Genomic DNA, 15,413 nt, shown 5'->3' with positions numbered 1-15,413 from the left:
AATACCCGAATTTGTGACAAGAGTATTGAATTTTCGCTATTTTCCCTGTATGATAAGTTAAACTAATAAACAAACGAAGCGAGGCCTGAACCATTCATCTTTCCCATTTCACAATCTAATACAAGGAAGCGAAACCGACATGCTGAAGAATTTAAAACTTGAAAAGAAGCTGTTTCTTACATTTATTCTGGTTGCAGTTATGTTAAGCGTTGGCAGCATATTCAATCTTTCCATGATGTCAAATATGAACCGGCGGTACGGCGACGCGCTGAATCGGTACGGTTTTACCCAAGGGGACATTGGTATTTTCAGTACGGAGTTGAACAACAGCTCCTCGATTATGCGGGAAATTATCTCCTACAGCAATTCTTCCGAAATCCAGGCGGGGCTTGCGCAGTATGAATCCCATATGTCCAACGTGGACAAGTACCTGGAGAAAATGGGAACAGAGCTGTCGGGAGACGCCGAGAAAAAGCTGTACGACTCGGTAAAGAACGACTATGCCGAATATAAGGAAAACAGCGCCTCGGTCATAGAGCAGGCAAAAGAGGACAACGATGAAATGGCGATTAACCTGCTGAACGGGCAATGCGTGCCTTTGATGGACCGAATCAATTCCTCAGTTCTGGAATTAATCCACCTAAAAACGCAAACCGGTACTCAGATTCAAAATCAGCTCAATGTTCAAAACCGCGGCGTAATCTTTGCCATATTGGACATTATGGTAATCGCCATTGGGCTTTCGCTTTTTATCGCCAGGGCGATTTCTCGGGGAATCAGCAAGCCAGTAAAGCAAATGGCTAATGCGGCACAGGAAATGGCAAACGGAAACCTGAAGGTACAGATTGATGTCAAGTCTACCGACGAAATCGGCGAATTGGGTACCTCCCTGCGGCAGACGATCGAATCGTTGAGCTCTTATATTGAGGAAATTAAAGTCAACCTGGCCAAAGTGGCGCAAGGCGATCTGAATATCCGTTCCCAAACCGATTTTAAAGGAGATTTTATTGAGCTGCGGGATTCTATTCTGCAGATTGTGGATTCATTTAACGATGCATTGGTCCTGATTGACCAGGCTTCCAAGCAGATTACAATCGGTTCCAGCCAAGTATCTTCCAGTGCCCAGGCTTTGGCGCAGGGCGCTTCGGAACAGGCAAGTACCGTGGAGGAACTGACCGTTGCCATTGATAAGATTTCCTCTGACATTAGAACCAGCGCAGAGCATGCGGTAAACGTTAGTCAAGACGTGTCTCTTGTTCGTGAAGAAATTGAGAAGAGCAATCAATTGATGCGTGAAATGACGGAAGCTATGAACAGCATCAGTGAGTCTTCGGAACAGATTAAGCAGATTATCAAGACCATTGACGATATTGCTTTCCAAACCAATATTCTTGCTCTGAACGCTGCTGTGGAGGCAGCACGTGCCGGAGCTGCTGGAAAAGGCTTTTCAGTGGTTGCAGATGAGGTTCGGAACCTGGCTGGCAAAAGCGCGCAGGCTGCAAAGGAAACTACCGAGCTGATTGAAAATTCTTCCAGACAGGTGGAAAACGGAAATCGTCTGGCTGACGCTACTGCACGGGCTATGCTGAGCGTCATGGAGCGCGCACGGTCCACGACGGAAACGGTCGCGAAAATTTCCAAACTGACAAAAGAACAATCCCATGCGATTACGCAGGTGACACAGGGTGTGGAGCAAATATCCAATGTGGTGCAGACAAATTCTGCCACGGCTGAAGAAAACGCGGCAGCAAGCGAAGAACTTGCCGGCCAGGCACGTTCCCTGCAGGAACTGCTGAAGCGCTTTCGCCTTCGTAAATTGGACGAGAGCAACCAGCCCAGCGACGAATCGGAAGAACCAAATACGGAAAATGCGGTGTACGAGGCTGCTGAACTTTCAGAGGGCTTCACGGCAGCTCCGGAATTACTGCCACAAACCGCGGTCAACATGAAATATTAAGAGAGCTCTGCCGTCCTACACAATTTTCTCTTTCTCTTTTTTGCTTGCAAATTATATTGGAAAATATTTTTAAGGGCGTGCTGTCAATTACAGCACGCCCTTTTCTTCAATCTATGCAGACTGATACCGAAAAAATATTGTTTTCCTGTACTAATTTTCATTTCACTGCAAAAACTATAACCTGAGGTGAAGAACATGCCTGAAAACAACTTTTTCGCAAATATTGAATCCAACGCATATTTTCAGTCACTGCCGACATTTATTCAGGAAACCATAAAACAAGGGAATTCACAAATCACTTCGGAAGCGGATTTGCGCAAATGCGCGGAAAACCTGATGCAGGGTTCAAAAAAACAGGCTCAAAGCAAATAGCCCGCATGGTAAATGGGCTGATCCCGACAACAATTATCGGGACAAAAGGAGGGTGCTGCAAAATGGAATGAATCCATTTTTCAGTACCCTTATTTTATCAGTAGTAAACGAAGGGATGGTCAAATGGGTACCTTTTATGAAAACAATCCGGACCTACAGTACTATTTTGAAAATCTGCCGATTGCGGTAAAAAATAAAATATTAGAATCCGGCGCGGAAATTTCTACGTTAGGCGAATTGATGCAGGTAGCTGAACATTTTAAAGCGGATTTGAACAACAAACCATCTGCACTGTCATAAAGGTTAAAGAATTATATTTTGCTTTCTTTCCAGCGCTTTAATTCTCCATTGTCAATATAACACTTAATTCCGAAGTATAATAGTAAGTTAACTAAGCAGTACCGCGAAATGAAGGGATCGTCATTTTGCAATTGGGGTCAGAAAGCAGGAAAACAGGCCACGGCCCTAATATTTTTTACTGCGGTTGGGCTTAGACATAATTATCGATAAACAGGAAGTGATTGGAAATGGCAAAGCAGGCGGCGTTTTTTGATATTGACGGCACCATCTCCCGTGAGGGACTCATCAGCGAAATGTTCAAAAAAATGATCAAATACGAACTGATTGACAACAGCAAATGGTACAACGAAGTGGAACCGGCTTTTACCCGCTGGGACAGGCGCACCGGGGACTATGATTCCTATCTACAGAAAATGGTGGATATATACACCGAAACAGTTAAAAGCACAAACGCCTTTCACATTGAGTATATTGCGAAAAAAGTGATTGAACAAAAAGGAGAGCGTGTCTACACTTATACGCGCGACCGCATCAAATGGCATAAGGAGCAGGGGCACGTGGTCATTGCCATTTCCGGCTCCCCGATTGAACTGGTTCGGGAAATGTCCCGAAAATATGGAATGGATGACTACCGAGGCACGATTTACCAAATCGGCCCCAACGGCATTTACAACGGGGAAATTATTCCCATGTGGGATTCCGTAAGCAAGCGAAAGGCAATTTTGGAAATGGCCGACAAATACGGAATTGACCTCTCGCAAAGCTATGCATACGGGGATACCAACGGCGATTTTACCATGATGAAGCTGGTGGGAAACCCCTTTGCCATCAATCCAACGCGGGAGCTTCTTTCCCATATTTTGCAGGACAATGAACTGAAACAGCGCATTACGGTCATTATTGAGCGAAAAGACGTTACTTATCGGCTGAATGTTAACGACCTGAATCTAATTTAAAAGAACGCCGCAAAATAAATCTCCATTTATTTTGCGGCGTTCTCTTTTTCTCTCTGCCTGTCTTGATTTTCCCCACATTCGTCTTCGACCAAATTCAGCCGATAAACCCGAAAGCCCGTGTCGCCGGCGGAGGAAGCCCCGTATTCCGAAATCAGTGCATCCCCCGCTTTGCGGATCCGTTCTTTCCCAATCTCGCAAATGGTGCGGTAGCCTTTCCGGTAGGCAGCATCCGATTGGTCAATCGGCTCAGGAAGCTGCACCATAATAAACCTGCGGGAACCTCTGTCTTGCGCGTTCCGGTTCATGACGGCGTGCGCCGTTGTAGCGGAACCGGAAAAAAAGTCCAAAACCACCGAATCACGGTCGGTCACCATGGATAGCATCCGATCCAGAAGTTTGAGCGGTTTTTTGCCGTTTTTAAACGGCACTTCACCTTCCAGGTCCAGCCTGCCCCAAGAGATATCGTCCCACAGCGTTCCAAGGGCAGCACGCTTGTACACTCGGTTTTTCTCCTTCACCGCGCTGTCGGACAGCCAGACAATCAACGTTTTATTCCAAACATATTTTGTAATCCTTTTTCCCTTGCTCCGTCCGGTTTTTGGAACATATTCATAGGAAATCAACATGCGGTTCTCCGGCGTTACCTGATTCACCTTTATGAGCAGAGAGGTCTGGGCGTTGGTTACCATAAAAATTTTAGAAAAATAGCGGCTGTACACTTCATCCTCCGACAGATTTTCCTGCTTCCTCTTTTCGTTAACGGTAGAAAAGCGGAAATGCCGGTGAACATAAATCTTCAGTCCGTCGCGTTCACAGAGGAGTTCCTTCTTCCCTTCGTCCTCCAAAATTCGGGTGTAATAAAAACCGATCCCGGCGGAACGATGTTCCCGGATATAGTCGGAAATTCTGATTTTTTCGGTCGGCTGCCGCAGTATCATTTTGTCTTTGTTCTTGGCGTACATCAGAACATATTCCGTATTCTTTTTCAGCCGTTTGTCTTCCCCGCCGCCGCTTGCACCGGAACTTGTTTTGGTTTTCACGGTAATTAGATTAATGTAATTATCCTCTCCAAACACCTCACCGCAGATTTTTTTCAGGTTATCCAATTCGTTGTCGTCAATGGATAGAAAAATGACGCCGTCTTCCGCAAGCAAAGAATATGCCAGCAAAAGGCGCGGATACATCATATTCAGCCAGCCGGTGTGGTAACGTCCGTTCGTCTGATGCTTAGCTCCGGTTTTTTTCCAATACTGCGTTTTGCTGTCGTAAAAATTATCGGAATAGATAAAATCCTTGCCGGTATTATACGGAGGATCAATATAGATCATCCTGATTCTGCCGCCGAACTCCGGCTGCAGCAGCTTCAGAATTTCAAGATTGTCCCCTTCCAGATAAAGATTCCCCGTAGCATTCCAGTTTCGGCTTTCCTCCCTGCAGGGAATCAGGGTACCTTTGGCGGGAGTTTGGGACACCTGAAACGATTCCTCTTTCCCGTGCCAATTCAGCTGAAAGCAATCATCCATCAGGCGGCAATCTTCTTCCGAAAAATTCGTTCCGGCCAATGTGTCTCCCCCCTTTGCCTAAAACCTTTCGATTTCAAAATATTATAGCATAATTTAAAATTCTGTTCAATTTAACGGTGCCAGAAGTCTCTTCAACATCTAAAATGACCGGTCGATCCAATAAAAAATGCACCATCCAAAATGGACGGTGCAAGAAAATTATTTATTTTCAGCAGTCGGTTGTCACAAAACCGATGACATTGGCACCGGATGTTTTCAGCCGGCCGTAAGAATCTTTGAAATCACGGTACGGGGTCGAACCACACTTGGCAACCATAATCACAGAGTCGCACAGCGGAGCCAGATTGTCCGCATCCGGGAAGCGAACTTCCGACGGAACATTAACCAAAACGTAATCGAACTTGGGTGCCAGTTCATCCAGCAGCGTTCTGGCTTTGTCGGTGGCAAGGATATCCGAAAGGTCTTCTTCTCCACGGTCAGCTCCAGCAATCAGGCTGACTCCTTTCATGGAGGTTTCGCTGACGGCCTGCTGCGCGGTGCAGGTGCCTTCTAGCACATCGTAAAGGTTGTGCTCCGACTTTACGCCAAGCAGCTGCGCAATCTGCTGGGTACGCACATCGGCGTTAATTAAAAGAACAGATTTTTCCGAGCGGGCCATCGCCTTTCCAAGACCGATGACCACCTCCGCGGAGCCGTTGTTCATGCAGACATCTGTTACCAGGAAGGTTTTTCCTTCCCCTCCCTGATGAACCGCGGCGGCGCGAAGTTTACGAAAACTGTTGAGCTTCTTTTCCTCCGAACCAAATTTATAAGTGGAACCCAAGAAAGGCAGGTTCAGCGCTTCACTTACAAAATCACTGTTGCGAATGGTCTTATCCGTAAGTACAACCACGATGCCAAAGCAGAGATAAATGAGGAATCCGGCGATAGCGCCAAGCACGCCGGTTTTTACCATGGTACGCTTTTTGGACTGCTCCTGCTGAGGAATGGCTTTATCGCTGATGGAAGCGGTAATTTTCGGGGACGGGAACGCATTTTCCAGTCTTTCACCAAGAACCTCAGCCGCCGTATCGGAAATAACAGAGGCCATTTTCGCCACCGGAGTCGTAACCGTTACTTTTACCAGCGGGGCTGAGTTCAACTGAGTTGCGCTGATATTTAGAATCTGATCCTCCTTAATCCCGAGTTTTTGAGCCGTTGCCTGAACCATGTCGGTACCGTTCGCCATGGCGACGGCCGCCTGAACTCTAGTGCTTAAAATACCGGTATACTGCAGCCGATAATCCGTGCCAGCATCCTCGGGGACTTCACAGGAAATCAGAATCGTGCTGGACGCACTGTATTCGTGGTTATAAAAACGAAGCGGAAGCAGAGCGCCAATAAGCGCAAACAAAACCACCACAATAAAATACTGACGGATATGGCGTCTGAAAAATTGTTTCATCTCAGTGAAGCTTACAAAAAGTTCCATTTGATTGACCTCCAATTATCTTTCCAAATTTTTGCCGTCGGCAAAATCAAGCACTTTCTTCAAAATGGATTCCCAGTCGAAATGGGAACGGGCAAATTCGCGTTCCTCCTGAGAGATGTGCCTATTTGCGCGGCATTTTTTCACGAAATCCACTGCCTGAAACAGATCGATCGGGGTATCGTCATTCGATACCTGCAGCGCAAAATCTACGTTTTCATCCTCAAGGGAGTCTTCGCAAGTATATATAAAGGGCAGGCCTTTCGCGCAATATTCCCGTGTCTTTAGGGAAGAGCATGACGTCAGCCCGCGCCGATAGCACCCCAAAGTAGAAACGCCAAGGTCTGCGCGATCATAAATGGCGTCCAGCTCCGCGCCGGTTTTAAAGCCCGGGCATTCCACATCGTCATCCAAACCGTACCGATGAATTAAGGCCTTAAAATCCGGCATTTCCTTGGCATCCCCGCCGACTAGAATAAACCGGATGTTAGGGTCTTCCGCTTTCTTCTTCTTTTTATATTCGTGCATTCCCACCAGAATGCGGTCATAAGCCTGCCACCAAAGAGTACCTGCAACGCCAACAAGGACAATCTCCCGTTCGTTGTTTTTCGGCGGCACCGGGTCCATGTCGTCCACATCGATTCCGTTGCTGATGTTAATGGCCTTTACACCGAAAAAGCGGTCCGCCTTGTTGCCAATTAACACAACGGCATCCACCAGCCCACGCAACTGCAGCGCAGAAAGGCGGTCCTCAGCAGCGGTACCCAATACTTTCATCCGGGAAAAAAGCCTTGCGGAAAACGGACGGACGCCGTTGACACTGTTGATGTAATCTCTAAGATAGGGATAATTCGGCACTTCGATGATCACTTTTTTCGCGCCGCGCGCGCGTGCTGTGCGGCAAAGCTGAATCATTTCAAAGCTGATGCGGTCCAAACGCAGATAGACCACATCAAACGAATGGCTGTTCAAATAGTCCTTCGCCACATCCGCAAACTGATGCATCAGGCCATGCCCGCCGGGAATCGTCCTAGTTTCCACACAGTCCCCCGTGATAAAGCGATACTCCAGACCTTTCCAAAGCGAATACGTTACCTCGTAACCCAGCTTTTCAAACGCCTTTGCCTGCCAGCCGAGCTTGCGAATTACGCCGACATATAGCGTAGCGTCCTCCTGAAAAGTCAAATACAGTAATTTCATTTGCTTATCTCCTCGTAAAACCTGCTGTAATTCACCGACGCATGGAATTTTTTCTCCCACATCGCCCTGGAATTTACACACAGGGCTTTGTACTCCGCATCGCTCAAATCACGGATTTGCCTGATTTTTTCCATAAGGCTGCGCGGAGTAAAATCTTTTTCCAGCAGGAAGCCGTTGAAACCGTCCCGAACCGCTTCGGAGGTTCCCCCTACGTTGGTGGCAACCACCGGAATGCCGAACGAAATCGCTTCCATAATGGAAACGGGAATCCCCTCGCTGGAACTGACGTTGACAAAAACGGACACCGGATTAGAACGGTAAAAATCAAGAATCGCCGTGTTTTCCAGCTGCCCGGCAAAGTTCACGTTTACGTTTTGGGGGAGCTTTTCCGCCTGCTGCCGAAGCTCCTGTTCCAACGGGCCAGAGCCAAGATGCGTCCAGCGAACCGGAAAATCACAGAGTGACAAGGCCTGAATGAGCAAATGCAGCCGTTTGACCGGCACCATGTAGGAACAAGAAACCAAATGAAGCTCCGGCTGCCGTTTTCCCCCGGTTACGCCGCAGTCGGCGGTACCAAGGAACGCAGGCCGGACTTTATCCCGATATTCCGGATACTGCCGGCAGATGGTGTCGGCTCCATTTTGGGAACACGGGTAAAGGCGGTCAACACTGCTCAATAAAAACTTGCGCATCGGAAGATAACCACACAGGGAACGCTCCGGATGAATGTCGAAGCCGTGCGCGCGGGAAATTTGCTTAACCCTTTTTCCGCGTCGCTTCAATTCCTGCGCCAACAGCGCACCCGCCGCCGCCGCGTCATAGAACCAGTAGCTGTAAATCGTTATATCGTCCGCAGCCTGAACCTCTGGAATTTCCAGCATCGATTCATAAAGCTGCACCGCGTTCTTCATAAAAAACAACATTTCATGCAGTCTGGAAAAAGAAAACCGGCCGCTGTGCACCAGGTCAATCATTTCCTGTAATACCGGTGGACTAAACAGCAGCTTTGCATAAGCCGCCTTTCCAAGGCCCTGCTTGCTTAGCGGATAAACCAATATCCCGGTCGGAAGTGTTTTGGTAACGGTGGATTTTTCTTTTAGATTGCAGGGGCAGACTAATATTTTGTCGAATCCGGAAACCGCGTGCAACTCTGCGGGCAAAAAGTCTTCCCCTTTGTCATATGGGAATGCTGCGGTCAGCAAAAGAAGCAGTTTCATTCCTCAGCCTCCAATGCATACGTGGGTTTTTCGCCCTTTGCCGCGCGCACGTGATTCCCATAGTGCAGCATAAGAAGAGCAGTAAAATAAAGAATGGCATAAAAGCAAAAATAAGTAATATTAAAGGTATCGGTCACCCACATGAAGGCAAAGCCACGCGGGATATAAACAAAATCCTTGATGGCCAGCAGGCAGCAGACAACCACCACCCAGGAACGGGTAAGCATGGAAGAAAAGAAGCGGAACGCCACTCCGATCATCATACTGATCACAATCACACCGAAAATACCATAGGCCACAAAAGCCTCTGCAATATAGGAAGTACCAAACCCACCGCCGCTAAGATACCGGGCAGGGTCCACCAAATAGGTTAGCACATGGGCAAAATTATGCGTTGTCTGCACAAAGATGGCATTTTGGACCTCTACAATCGGGGTCAGTCCAAACATTGGTCTGGTAAAAACATTGTTATGCACGAACCGCTCAAACGGGTAAAAAAGGTACAGATACGACTGGGAGCGGTCAAATGAATGAATATTGTTGATGGTCTGTATAATGACACGGAAGGAAGCCCCCTGCGAATCAAAAAAGCTGACAAGCGTTTCGCCCAGGCCGCGGAATTTATTCGAATACCCGGCGCGAATCAGGGCGACAACCTGCAGCATATACATGGCTGCGACGCCGAAAACACCCGCAACCACCACCGTCTGCTTGTTCAGCCTGCGCTTTCCCTTCGGCAGAAGGTTGTCCCGCATCACAAAATAAATAATCAGCATCAGCGCTTCGGTCACAATCGTGGTGCGTCTTCCGGTCAACAAGGAAGAAAGCATGTAAAAAAGGTAAATCAGAAGCGGCCACTTCAACTGCTTTTTGGTTGGCATTGTTGCAAGGAAAACCGCAAACGACGGCACAAAAAACATAGAAAGGCGGCTGATGATTCCCGGAATATCCTGAGTGTCTGTAAAAGAGCTCAGGTATCCGTGGCGCAAAACATTCAGTGCGCTTTTTGACAACACATACAAAAACGGTACGGAGCTGACAAAGAGAATAATTTCACTAAGCTGGCGAAGAATCGGCGTAATAGCGTTCCTGCGGGTAGCGTCGATTCCAAGGCGCTGTATCCGGCTTTCCTGTTTATGGAACAAGGGCCCAATCAACCGATAAGCAAGGTATACAAAGAATTGCGACAGTGCGACAATACGGAGCGCCTGAAAAAGCTCCGACAAGCCGTTTGCTTCCAAAAGCTCGACATACTTGTGGTAATAACCGATCCAGGAAACATAAACACGCCCCAATAAAAGCGTGTCAAACGCAGCCATAAAAATAAACAGCGCAATATCACGGCGCATATTTTTAAGGATGCTGCCAAAAATAGCGATATTTAAAAAGATGATGGCAACCAGTAGGACATTCAGCGCGTTTTCCAGCAGAAAATCCCCTAAAAATGCCATAAAATTCGCGACAAGGAATAATAGGGCGGTTATCCCGAACAAAACCGTGTCGCGCAGAAAATCGCTTGATTTTAATTTCACCATGGACTCACTTCCAATCCAACTAGTTCGTAACCTTCAAACGCTCCGCGAGAGCGCGATCCGGAGTAACGTAAATCGTTTTGTAATTCACATAAATCACCATGCCGGGTTTGGCTCCCTGCGGCTTGCTGACGTTACGCACCTGTGTGTAATCCACCGGAACCTGAGAGGAATCCTTTCCGCGGCTGTAAAATGCGGCCAACATTGCCGCCTCGGTCATGGCGGTTTCGGTTGGCGTGCGGCCATCCGTCACCAGAATGGTATGGGAACCGGGGATTGTCTTGGTGTGGAACCAAACATCCTGATTTCTGGCGTCTTTCAGGGTCAGGCGGTCATTCTGCCGGTTATTGCGCCCCACCAGAATCCGGAACCCGTCGGAAGAACGGAACTCCATAGGCTTCTGGCTGGCCGGCTGTTTCCTTTTCTCCTTTTGCGCGCGAATATAGCCCTGCTCCGTCAACTCGGCGCGGATTTCCATAAGATCCTGCTCCGTTGCTGCACGGCTAAGCTCGTCAAATACCGATTCCAGATAATCCAGTTCCTGCTGCGCCTGCGAAATTTGAACGTTCAGCATTTCTTCCGCCGTGCGCGCTTTATGGTAGGCTTTGTAATATTTTTGAGCATTTTGCGCCGGGGTAAGCACTGGGTCCAATTTTATTTTTACAAGCGGCTGCGAATCCTCATAAAAATTCTCCAATTCCACATGAGAAAGCCCCTTCTCGATGCGGTAAAGATTGGCGTTTATTAAATCGCCGTACATCCGCATGGTATCACGTTCCGCGCAGTGCTCCAGTTCCGCACGCTGAATATTGATTTTACGGCTTAAACGGTCAGAAACCGTCGTTAAAATATGAAGCAAATCCTGCGAACGGGCACGCATCCTCTCAATTTTATCCCGTTCCGAATAAAATGCGTCCAGCAGCTCAGAAAAACTTTCAAAATGGGTTACAACTGCCGTGCGGCCATACTGCTCAATATTCAAAAAAGAAAAATCAATCGGCTTATTACGGGGATCCGTCGCCATATACGGTTGGCCGTCTGCGTTCTGAACCATCTGTTTCAATCGATTCAAGAAAAAAGACAGTCGTTCCACCTGAGCCTCGCTCATGGTATGAACGGTCAGCTCTGCGCCGTGCCCGGTTAAATGCTGCAGTTCCCGACACACGACCGGAGAAACGCCCTGCAAGGTATTCAGCAGCGCCTTAGAAAGCTCCATGTCCGAAGGGATACTGTGAAGGCGCGCCAAAACCTCCTCCACCGGATGTTCCAACAGGCATAGCTTGTCCTGCGCCGGCGGCAGGCGGTACGTCAGCCCGGGCAGCACCAGCCGTTCGGAAGACATTTCCGCATCTACGCGTTTGAGCGCGTCAATGATTTTCCCGTTTTCATCTACAAAGATGATATTGCTGTAACGGCCCATGATTTCGATGACCAGCGTCAGACGGATTTCATCGCCCAATTCGTTGACCGCGTCAAATTCAAGGGACAGCATTCGTTCCAAACCTGGCTGGTGAACGGCCGCCAGGCGCGCGCCGGATAGGCGCTTGCGCAGCAGCATGCAGAGCATGGGCGGCACTTTAGGATTTTCGGGCACAAACCGGGTAAAATGAATCCGGGCGCTGTTGGCACGCGCAGACATCAGCAGCTTGAAATTTTCGCTGCGGGTGCGCAGCAGCAGCACCATTTCTTCCCGGTTTGGCTGATATATTTTATCAACTTTCGCGCCGATGGCGCGTTCTTCCAATTCTTTTTTAATATGTCTTAAAAACGCTCCGTCAAGAGCCATCCGGCTACCTCCTGAGGCTTTCGCTAAATAAATTTTGCGGGGCTGTGCATTTTCTGCGACAAAACGAATCGGATTGCCGGGAACTGCTCCGAAAGCCGGGTTTTTAACGGCTCCAGAACCACGCATTCCGTATAATAGTGCCCCGCATCCACCAGAGTTACATGGGCGTTTTCGGCATCCAGCAAAATGTGGTGCTTGCTTTCCCCTGTAACAAAAGCCTGGCAATCCGCCTGCGCGGCATAATAAAACCAATCTTCCCCGCCGCCGCTGCAAAGCCCTACCCGGGTGATTTCGCGGCCGCCGTCCGTGTAGCGGACGCCATCGCAGCCAAGCGCATCGCGCACATACTGCGCAAAAGCACGCGGTGCAAGCGGAGTTTCCAAATCCCCCATCAGCGCATCCGGCAAGCCGGACGCTTCATCCTGATGCAGCGTACGAATATCCTTCAGCCCAAGCTTTTGTGCCAAGCAGGCGTTTACCCCGCCCTGCGCAGCCATGTCCAGATTGGTGTGCGCGCAGATGGCCGCGACACCATGTTTCGCCAGAAGGTAAGGTGCGGTTTCCGGCTCCAGCCGCTTTAGGGGATTGAAAATTACCGGATGATGGCTGACGACCAGCTCGGCCCCGTACGCAGCGGCTTCCCGAACCACAGCGGGGGTAATATCCAGCGCCAAAAGAACGGTATTCACCGCGTCCTTCGGGCTGCCTGCCAGAAGGCCGGCGTTGTCAAACCCCATCTGGGTATGAAACGGCGCAAAGCCGTCAATATAATGATAAATTTCACCGATGGTCGTCAATTCGCAACATCCTTTTCCAGCATGGAGTACAACTGTTCAATCAACCGGAGCAGCGGTTCGGCTTCAGCCTGTTTCCCGGAACGAGCCAACCCGCTCGCCTTCTTTTGCAGCTGCTCAATTCGCTTTCGAATGTAAAGACGGTTATCCGGCGTGTCCGCTTTCAGCTTGCCAATCTGGAGGTAAAGCGCATCCTCCTGTGCTAAATCAGGGCGATAAACAGTCAGAAACGCAGAATATACACGCCCCTCGTCCTGCACCGCCTGCTCCCGCAAAACAGTGAAGCCTTGAACGGCTAGATAGTGGCGTAACGTGGAAACCGTTGTCATGGGCTGCAGAATCAAATGCTTTTCCGCATTTTTCAGCCATGGCGCGCGGGAAAGAATTTGAACCATGGTTTCACCGCCCATTCCGGCGATGACAATATCCTCTGCTTCCGAGGGCTGGAAAGCATCCAGTCCGTCGGAAAGCCGTGCGGAAACCAGATGCTGAACCTGATACCGCTCAATGTTCTGCTGCGCTCTCTCCAGCGGGCCTGGCCGCACATCCGCCGCAATCGCCCGGGAAATCATTCCCTGTTTAGCCAGCCAAATCGGAAGATAAGCGTGATCCGTGCCAATATCCGCCAACGCGCACCCGGGGCGAACCATGGAAGCGCAAAGCCGGAGTCTTTCCCCAAGTTGGAACAAGGGATGAGAACTCAATTATTACACCCCACAGTTTCTTTAATCAATCAAATCTGCACTCTTGTACTTTCCAGAATGGCTTCCACCCGCACCAGAACCGGAAAAACGAGAAATGGCCTCCAAGACAAATTGCTCGAGCTCCAGGGTCATCGCCGCCGACAGTGTGCATCCGCCCGGCAAGCGGTAATTTAATACATATGCCCTTATACTTAACAACCGCCCGACAATTGCTTGCCGGGCGGCGTTATCATTCTGGTGTACGGCAACAAAAACAAGTTATGCTTTTGAAGTCACATGCTCATTCAGTTTCTCAACCATTTCGTTGACATCGACCCCATGCACCATGCAGGCCTGCTCAAGGGATTCGCCGCGGGAAGCGGGGCAACCCAGGCAATGCATGCCCATTTCCATGAAAAACGGTGCGGTGGTACGGTCCAAATCAAGAATATCGCCAATCAGCATATCTTTTGTGATTACTGTTGCAGCCATGATAAAATCCTCCGTTACACATAAATGGAAGTAGTTTAGAACAGTTTCTATTATAATACCCGCTTGTACGCTTTGCAATACTTTTTTTCCGGACATGATAAAACGCCCCGGCAGAGCCGGGGCGTTCTGGTCGTGAATAAGATCTATACTAAAACTTATTCTTCCCTCATCTTTGCAAAGCACTCGCTGCAATATACAGGACGGTCTTCACGCGGTTTAAAGGGGACCTTGGCTTCTTTTCCGCAGTTAGCGCAGATTGCGGTAAACATCTCGCGCTCCGGCTTAGCGGCATTCTTGCGTGCATCGCGGCAGGCCTTGCATCTCTGGGGTTCGTTTACGAAACCCTTGGAAGCATAGAATTCCTGTTCGCCGGCTGTGAATACAAATTCACTGCCACATTCCTTGCAGATGAGAGTCTTGTCTTCGTACATTTGTTTTACCTCGCTTTGGATTAAAGATATTTGCCCATAGACGGATTCGCACCGACGCCTTTGATTACCAACGCTCTACTTAAGCTACCAGGGCATATTAAAAAATCTATTCAAAAAGTTTTTTCAGCTTAACACGAGCGCGTTGCAGAGCATTGTCAACCACCTTTGGTGTGATGCCAAGCTGAGCTGCAATCTGCCCATAACTGCTGCCGCCCAAATAAAGCATCAGCACCTGCTGCTCCAACTGAGTCAGCATGTTCTTCATGTGCTTGCGCAGCTGCTCCACATTTTCCTGATCAATCAGCATCGATTCGGGATTCGATCTGGTATCAGGCATATCAAGATCCATTTTCTGTTCGCTCAGTGAAACAAAGTTTTTTAATGGGGAATTTTTTCGCCCAGCCGCCGAGCGGCAGGCCATAATCATTCGATTCCCTATACAAACACCCGCATAGGTTTTAAAACTAGCTCCGCCGGATGCATCATAAGTACGGGCCGCGCTTAACAGCCCCATCAGGCCCTCCTGGCAAAGGTCGTCCATCTCCAGCATAGTACTGCGAAGGCGGGCGGCTCTGGCCTTAATCTGTGTAAGATAGCGGGCGGTAAGTTCAGAAAAAGCGTTTGGGTCGCCGTCTGCAATTCTGGCAGACAATTGGCTGTCGGTTAATTCGGCCATTTGTTCATAGCAAGTCACGTCAGCCA

The 15,413-nt window shown here is 48.9% G+C and carries 14 protein-coding genes; 3 read left to right on the top strand and 11 right to left on the bottom strand.

Annotated elements, in window-relative coordinates:
- Positions 1 to 139: 139 nt before the first annotated feature.
- The 3 genes from ACSVDI_RS07335 to ACSVDI_RS07325 all read left to right on the top strand — a co-directional run bounded on the left by ACSVDI_RS07335 (position 140) and on the right by ACSVDI_RS07325 (position 3,585).
- On the top strand, positions 140 to 1,957 hold the full coding sequence (locus tag ACSVDI_RS07335) for a methyl-accepting chemotaxis protein (protein WP_457941799.1): 1,818 nt from the start codon (positions 140 to 142) through the stop codon (positions 1,955 to 1,957).
- 495 nt (positions 1,958 to 2,452) lie between these two features.
- On the top strand, positions 2,453 to 2,629 hold the full coding sequence (locus ACSVDI_RS07330) for a hypothetical protein (RefSeq protein WP_457941798.1): 177 nt from the start codon (positions 2,453 to 2,455) through the stop codon (positions 2,627 to 2,629).
- Between the two features lie 227 nt (positions 2,630 to 2,856).
- On the top strand, positions 2,857 to 3,585 hold the full coding sequence (locus ACSVDI_RS07325) for an HAD-IB family hydrolase (RefSeq protein WP_457941797.1): 729 nt from the start codon (positions 2,857 to 2,859) through the stop codon (positions 3,583 to 3,585).
- A 26-nt stretch (positions 3,586 to 3,611) separates the two neighbouring features.
- Here the strand turns inward: ACSVDI_RS07325 and ACSVDI_RS07320 are convergent, their stop codons facing one another.
- The 11 genes from ACSVDI_RS07320 to ACSVDI_RS07270 all read right to left on the bottom strand — a co-directional run bounded on the left by ACSVDI_RS07320 (position 3,612) and on the right by ACSVDI_RS07270 (position 15,405).
- Positions 3,612 to 5,147: a site-specific DNA-methyltransferase gene (locus ACSVDI_RS07320; RefSeq protein ID WP_457941796.1), complete on the bottom strand. Its 1,536-nt coding sequence runs from the start codon at positions 5,145 to 5,147 to the stop codon at positions 3,612 to 3,614.
- A gap of 169 nt (positions 5,148 to 5,316) precedes the next feature.
- On the bottom strand, positions 5,317 to 6,579 hold the full coding sequence (locus ACSVDI_RS07315; RefSeq protein WP_457941795.1) for a hypothetical protein: 1,263 nt from the start codon (positions 6,577 to 6,579) through the stop codon (positions 5,317 to 5,319).
- 15 nt (positions 6,580 to 6,594) lie between these two features.
- Complete coding sequence (locus ACSVDI_RS07310) at positions 6,595 to 7,776, bottom strand: glycosyltransferase (RefSeq protein ID WP_457941794.1); 1,182 nt, start codon at positions 7,774 to 7,776, stop codon at positions 6,595 to 6,597.
- A complete protein-coding gene (locus ACSVDI_RS07305; RefSeq protein WP_457941793.1) occupies positions 7,773 to 8,993 on the bottom strand; it encodes a glycosyltransferase in 1,221 nt (406 codons plus the stop codon). Before ACSVDI_RS07305 ends, ACSVDI_RS07310 begins: the two co-directional genes overlap by 4 nt.
- A complete protein-coding gene (locus tag ACSVDI_RS07300) occupies positions 8,990 to 10,528 on the bottom strand; it encodes an O-antigen polysaccharide polymerase Wzy family protein (protein ID WP_457941792.1) in 1,539 nt (512 codons plus the stop codon). The genes ACSVDI_RS07305 and ACSVDI_RS07300 overlap by 4 nt, the downstream gene beginning before the upstream one ends.
- A gap of 19 nt (positions 10,529 to 10,547) precedes the next feature.
- Positions 10,548 to 12,311, bottom strand: coding sequence for an Rqc2 family fibronectin-binding protein (locus ACSVDI_RS07295; RefSeq protein WP_457941791.1), 1,764 nt, complete (start codon positions 12,309 to 12,311; stop codon positions 10,548 to 10,550).
- A gap of 23 nt (positions 12,312 to 12,334) precedes the next feature.
- Entirely contained in the window at positions 12,335 to 13,108 is a 774-nt protein-coding gene (locus tag ACSVDI_RS07290; protein WP_457941790.1) for a Nif3-like dinuclear metal center hexameric protein, read from the bottom strand.
- Positions 13,105 to 13,809, bottom strand: a complete 705-nt coding sequence (locus tag ACSVDI_RS07285; protein ID WP_457941789.1) for a tRNA (adenine(22)-N(1))-methyltransferase — start codon at positions 13,807 to 13,809, stop codon at positions 13,105 to 13,107. Before ACSVDI_RS07285 ends, ACSVDI_RS07290 begins: the two co-directional genes overlap by 4 nt.
- Positions 13,810 to 14,067: 258 nt before the next feature.
- The gene (locus tag ACSVDI_RS07280) at positions 14,068 to 14,280 is read right to left on the bottom strand and encodes a DUF1858 domain-containing protein (RefSeq protein ID WP_457941787.1); all 213 of its coding nucleotides are present in this window, start codon (positions 14,278 to 14,280) and stop codon (positions 14,068 to 14,070) included.
- Between the two features lie 155 nt (positions 14,281 to 14,435).
- Positions 14,436 to 14,711, bottom strand: coding sequence for a zinc-ribbon domain containing protein (locus ACSVDI_RS07275; RefSeq protein WP_457941786.1), 276 nt, complete (start codon positions 14,709 to 14,711; stop codon positions 14,436 to 14,438).
- Positions 14,712 to 14,817: 106 nt separating this feature from the next.
- Positions 14,818 to 15,405, bottom strand: a complete 588-nt coding sequence (locus tag ACSVDI_RS07270; RefSeq protein WP_457945617.1) for a sigma-70 family RNA polymerase sigma factor — start codon at positions 15,403 to 15,405, stop codon at positions 14,818 to 14,820.
- Positions 15,406 to 15,413: the final 8 nt, after the last annotated feature.

Source organism: Caproiciproducens sp. LBM24188 (assembly GCF_054130445.1).
Note: the sequence above shows the minus strand (reverse complement) of the source record. Positions and strands in the feature narration are given on the sequence as shown.

Coding starts and splice junctions, on each gene's coding strand:
- ACSVDI_RS07335 (WP_457941799.1), top strand. CDS start 140: ATGCTGAAGAATTTAAAACTTGAAAAGAAGCTGTTTCTTACATTTATT.
- ACSVDI_RS07275 (WP_457941786.1), bottom strand. CDS start 14,711: ATGTACGAAGACAAGACTCTCATCTGCAAGGAATGTGGCAGTGAATTT.
- ACSVDI_RS07295 (WP_457941791.1), bottom strand. CDS start 12,311: ATGGCTCTTGACGGAGCGTTTTTAAGACATATTAAAAAAGAATTGGAA.
- ACSVDI_RS07310 (WP_457941794.1), bottom strand. CDS start 7,776: ATGAAATTACTGTATTTGACTTTTCAGGAGGACGCTACGCTATATGTC.
- ACSVDI_RS07315 (WP_457941795.1), bottom strand. CDS start 6,579: ATGGAACTTTTTGTAAGCTTCACTGAGATGAAACAATTTTTCAGACGC.
- ACSVDI_RS07305 (WP_457941793.1), bottom strand. CDS start 8,993: ATGAAACTGCTTCTTTTGCTGACCGCAGCATTCCCATATGACAAAGGG.
- ACSVDI_RS07330 (WP_457941798.1), top strand. CDS start 2,453: ATGGGTACCTTTTATGAAAACAATCCGGACCTACAGTACTATTTTGAA.
- ACSVDI_RS07325 (WP_457941797.1), top strand. CDS start 2,857: ATGGCAAAGCAGGCGGCGTTTTTTGATATTGACGGCACCATCTCCCGT.
- ACSVDI_RS07300 (WP_457941792.1), bottom strand. CDS start 10,528: ATGGTGAAATTAAAATCAAGCGATTTTCTGCGCGACACGGTTTTGTTC.
- ACSVDI_RS07280 (WP_457941787.1), bottom strand. CDS start 14,280: ATGGCTGCAACAGTAATCACAAAAGATATGCTGATTGGCGATATTCTT.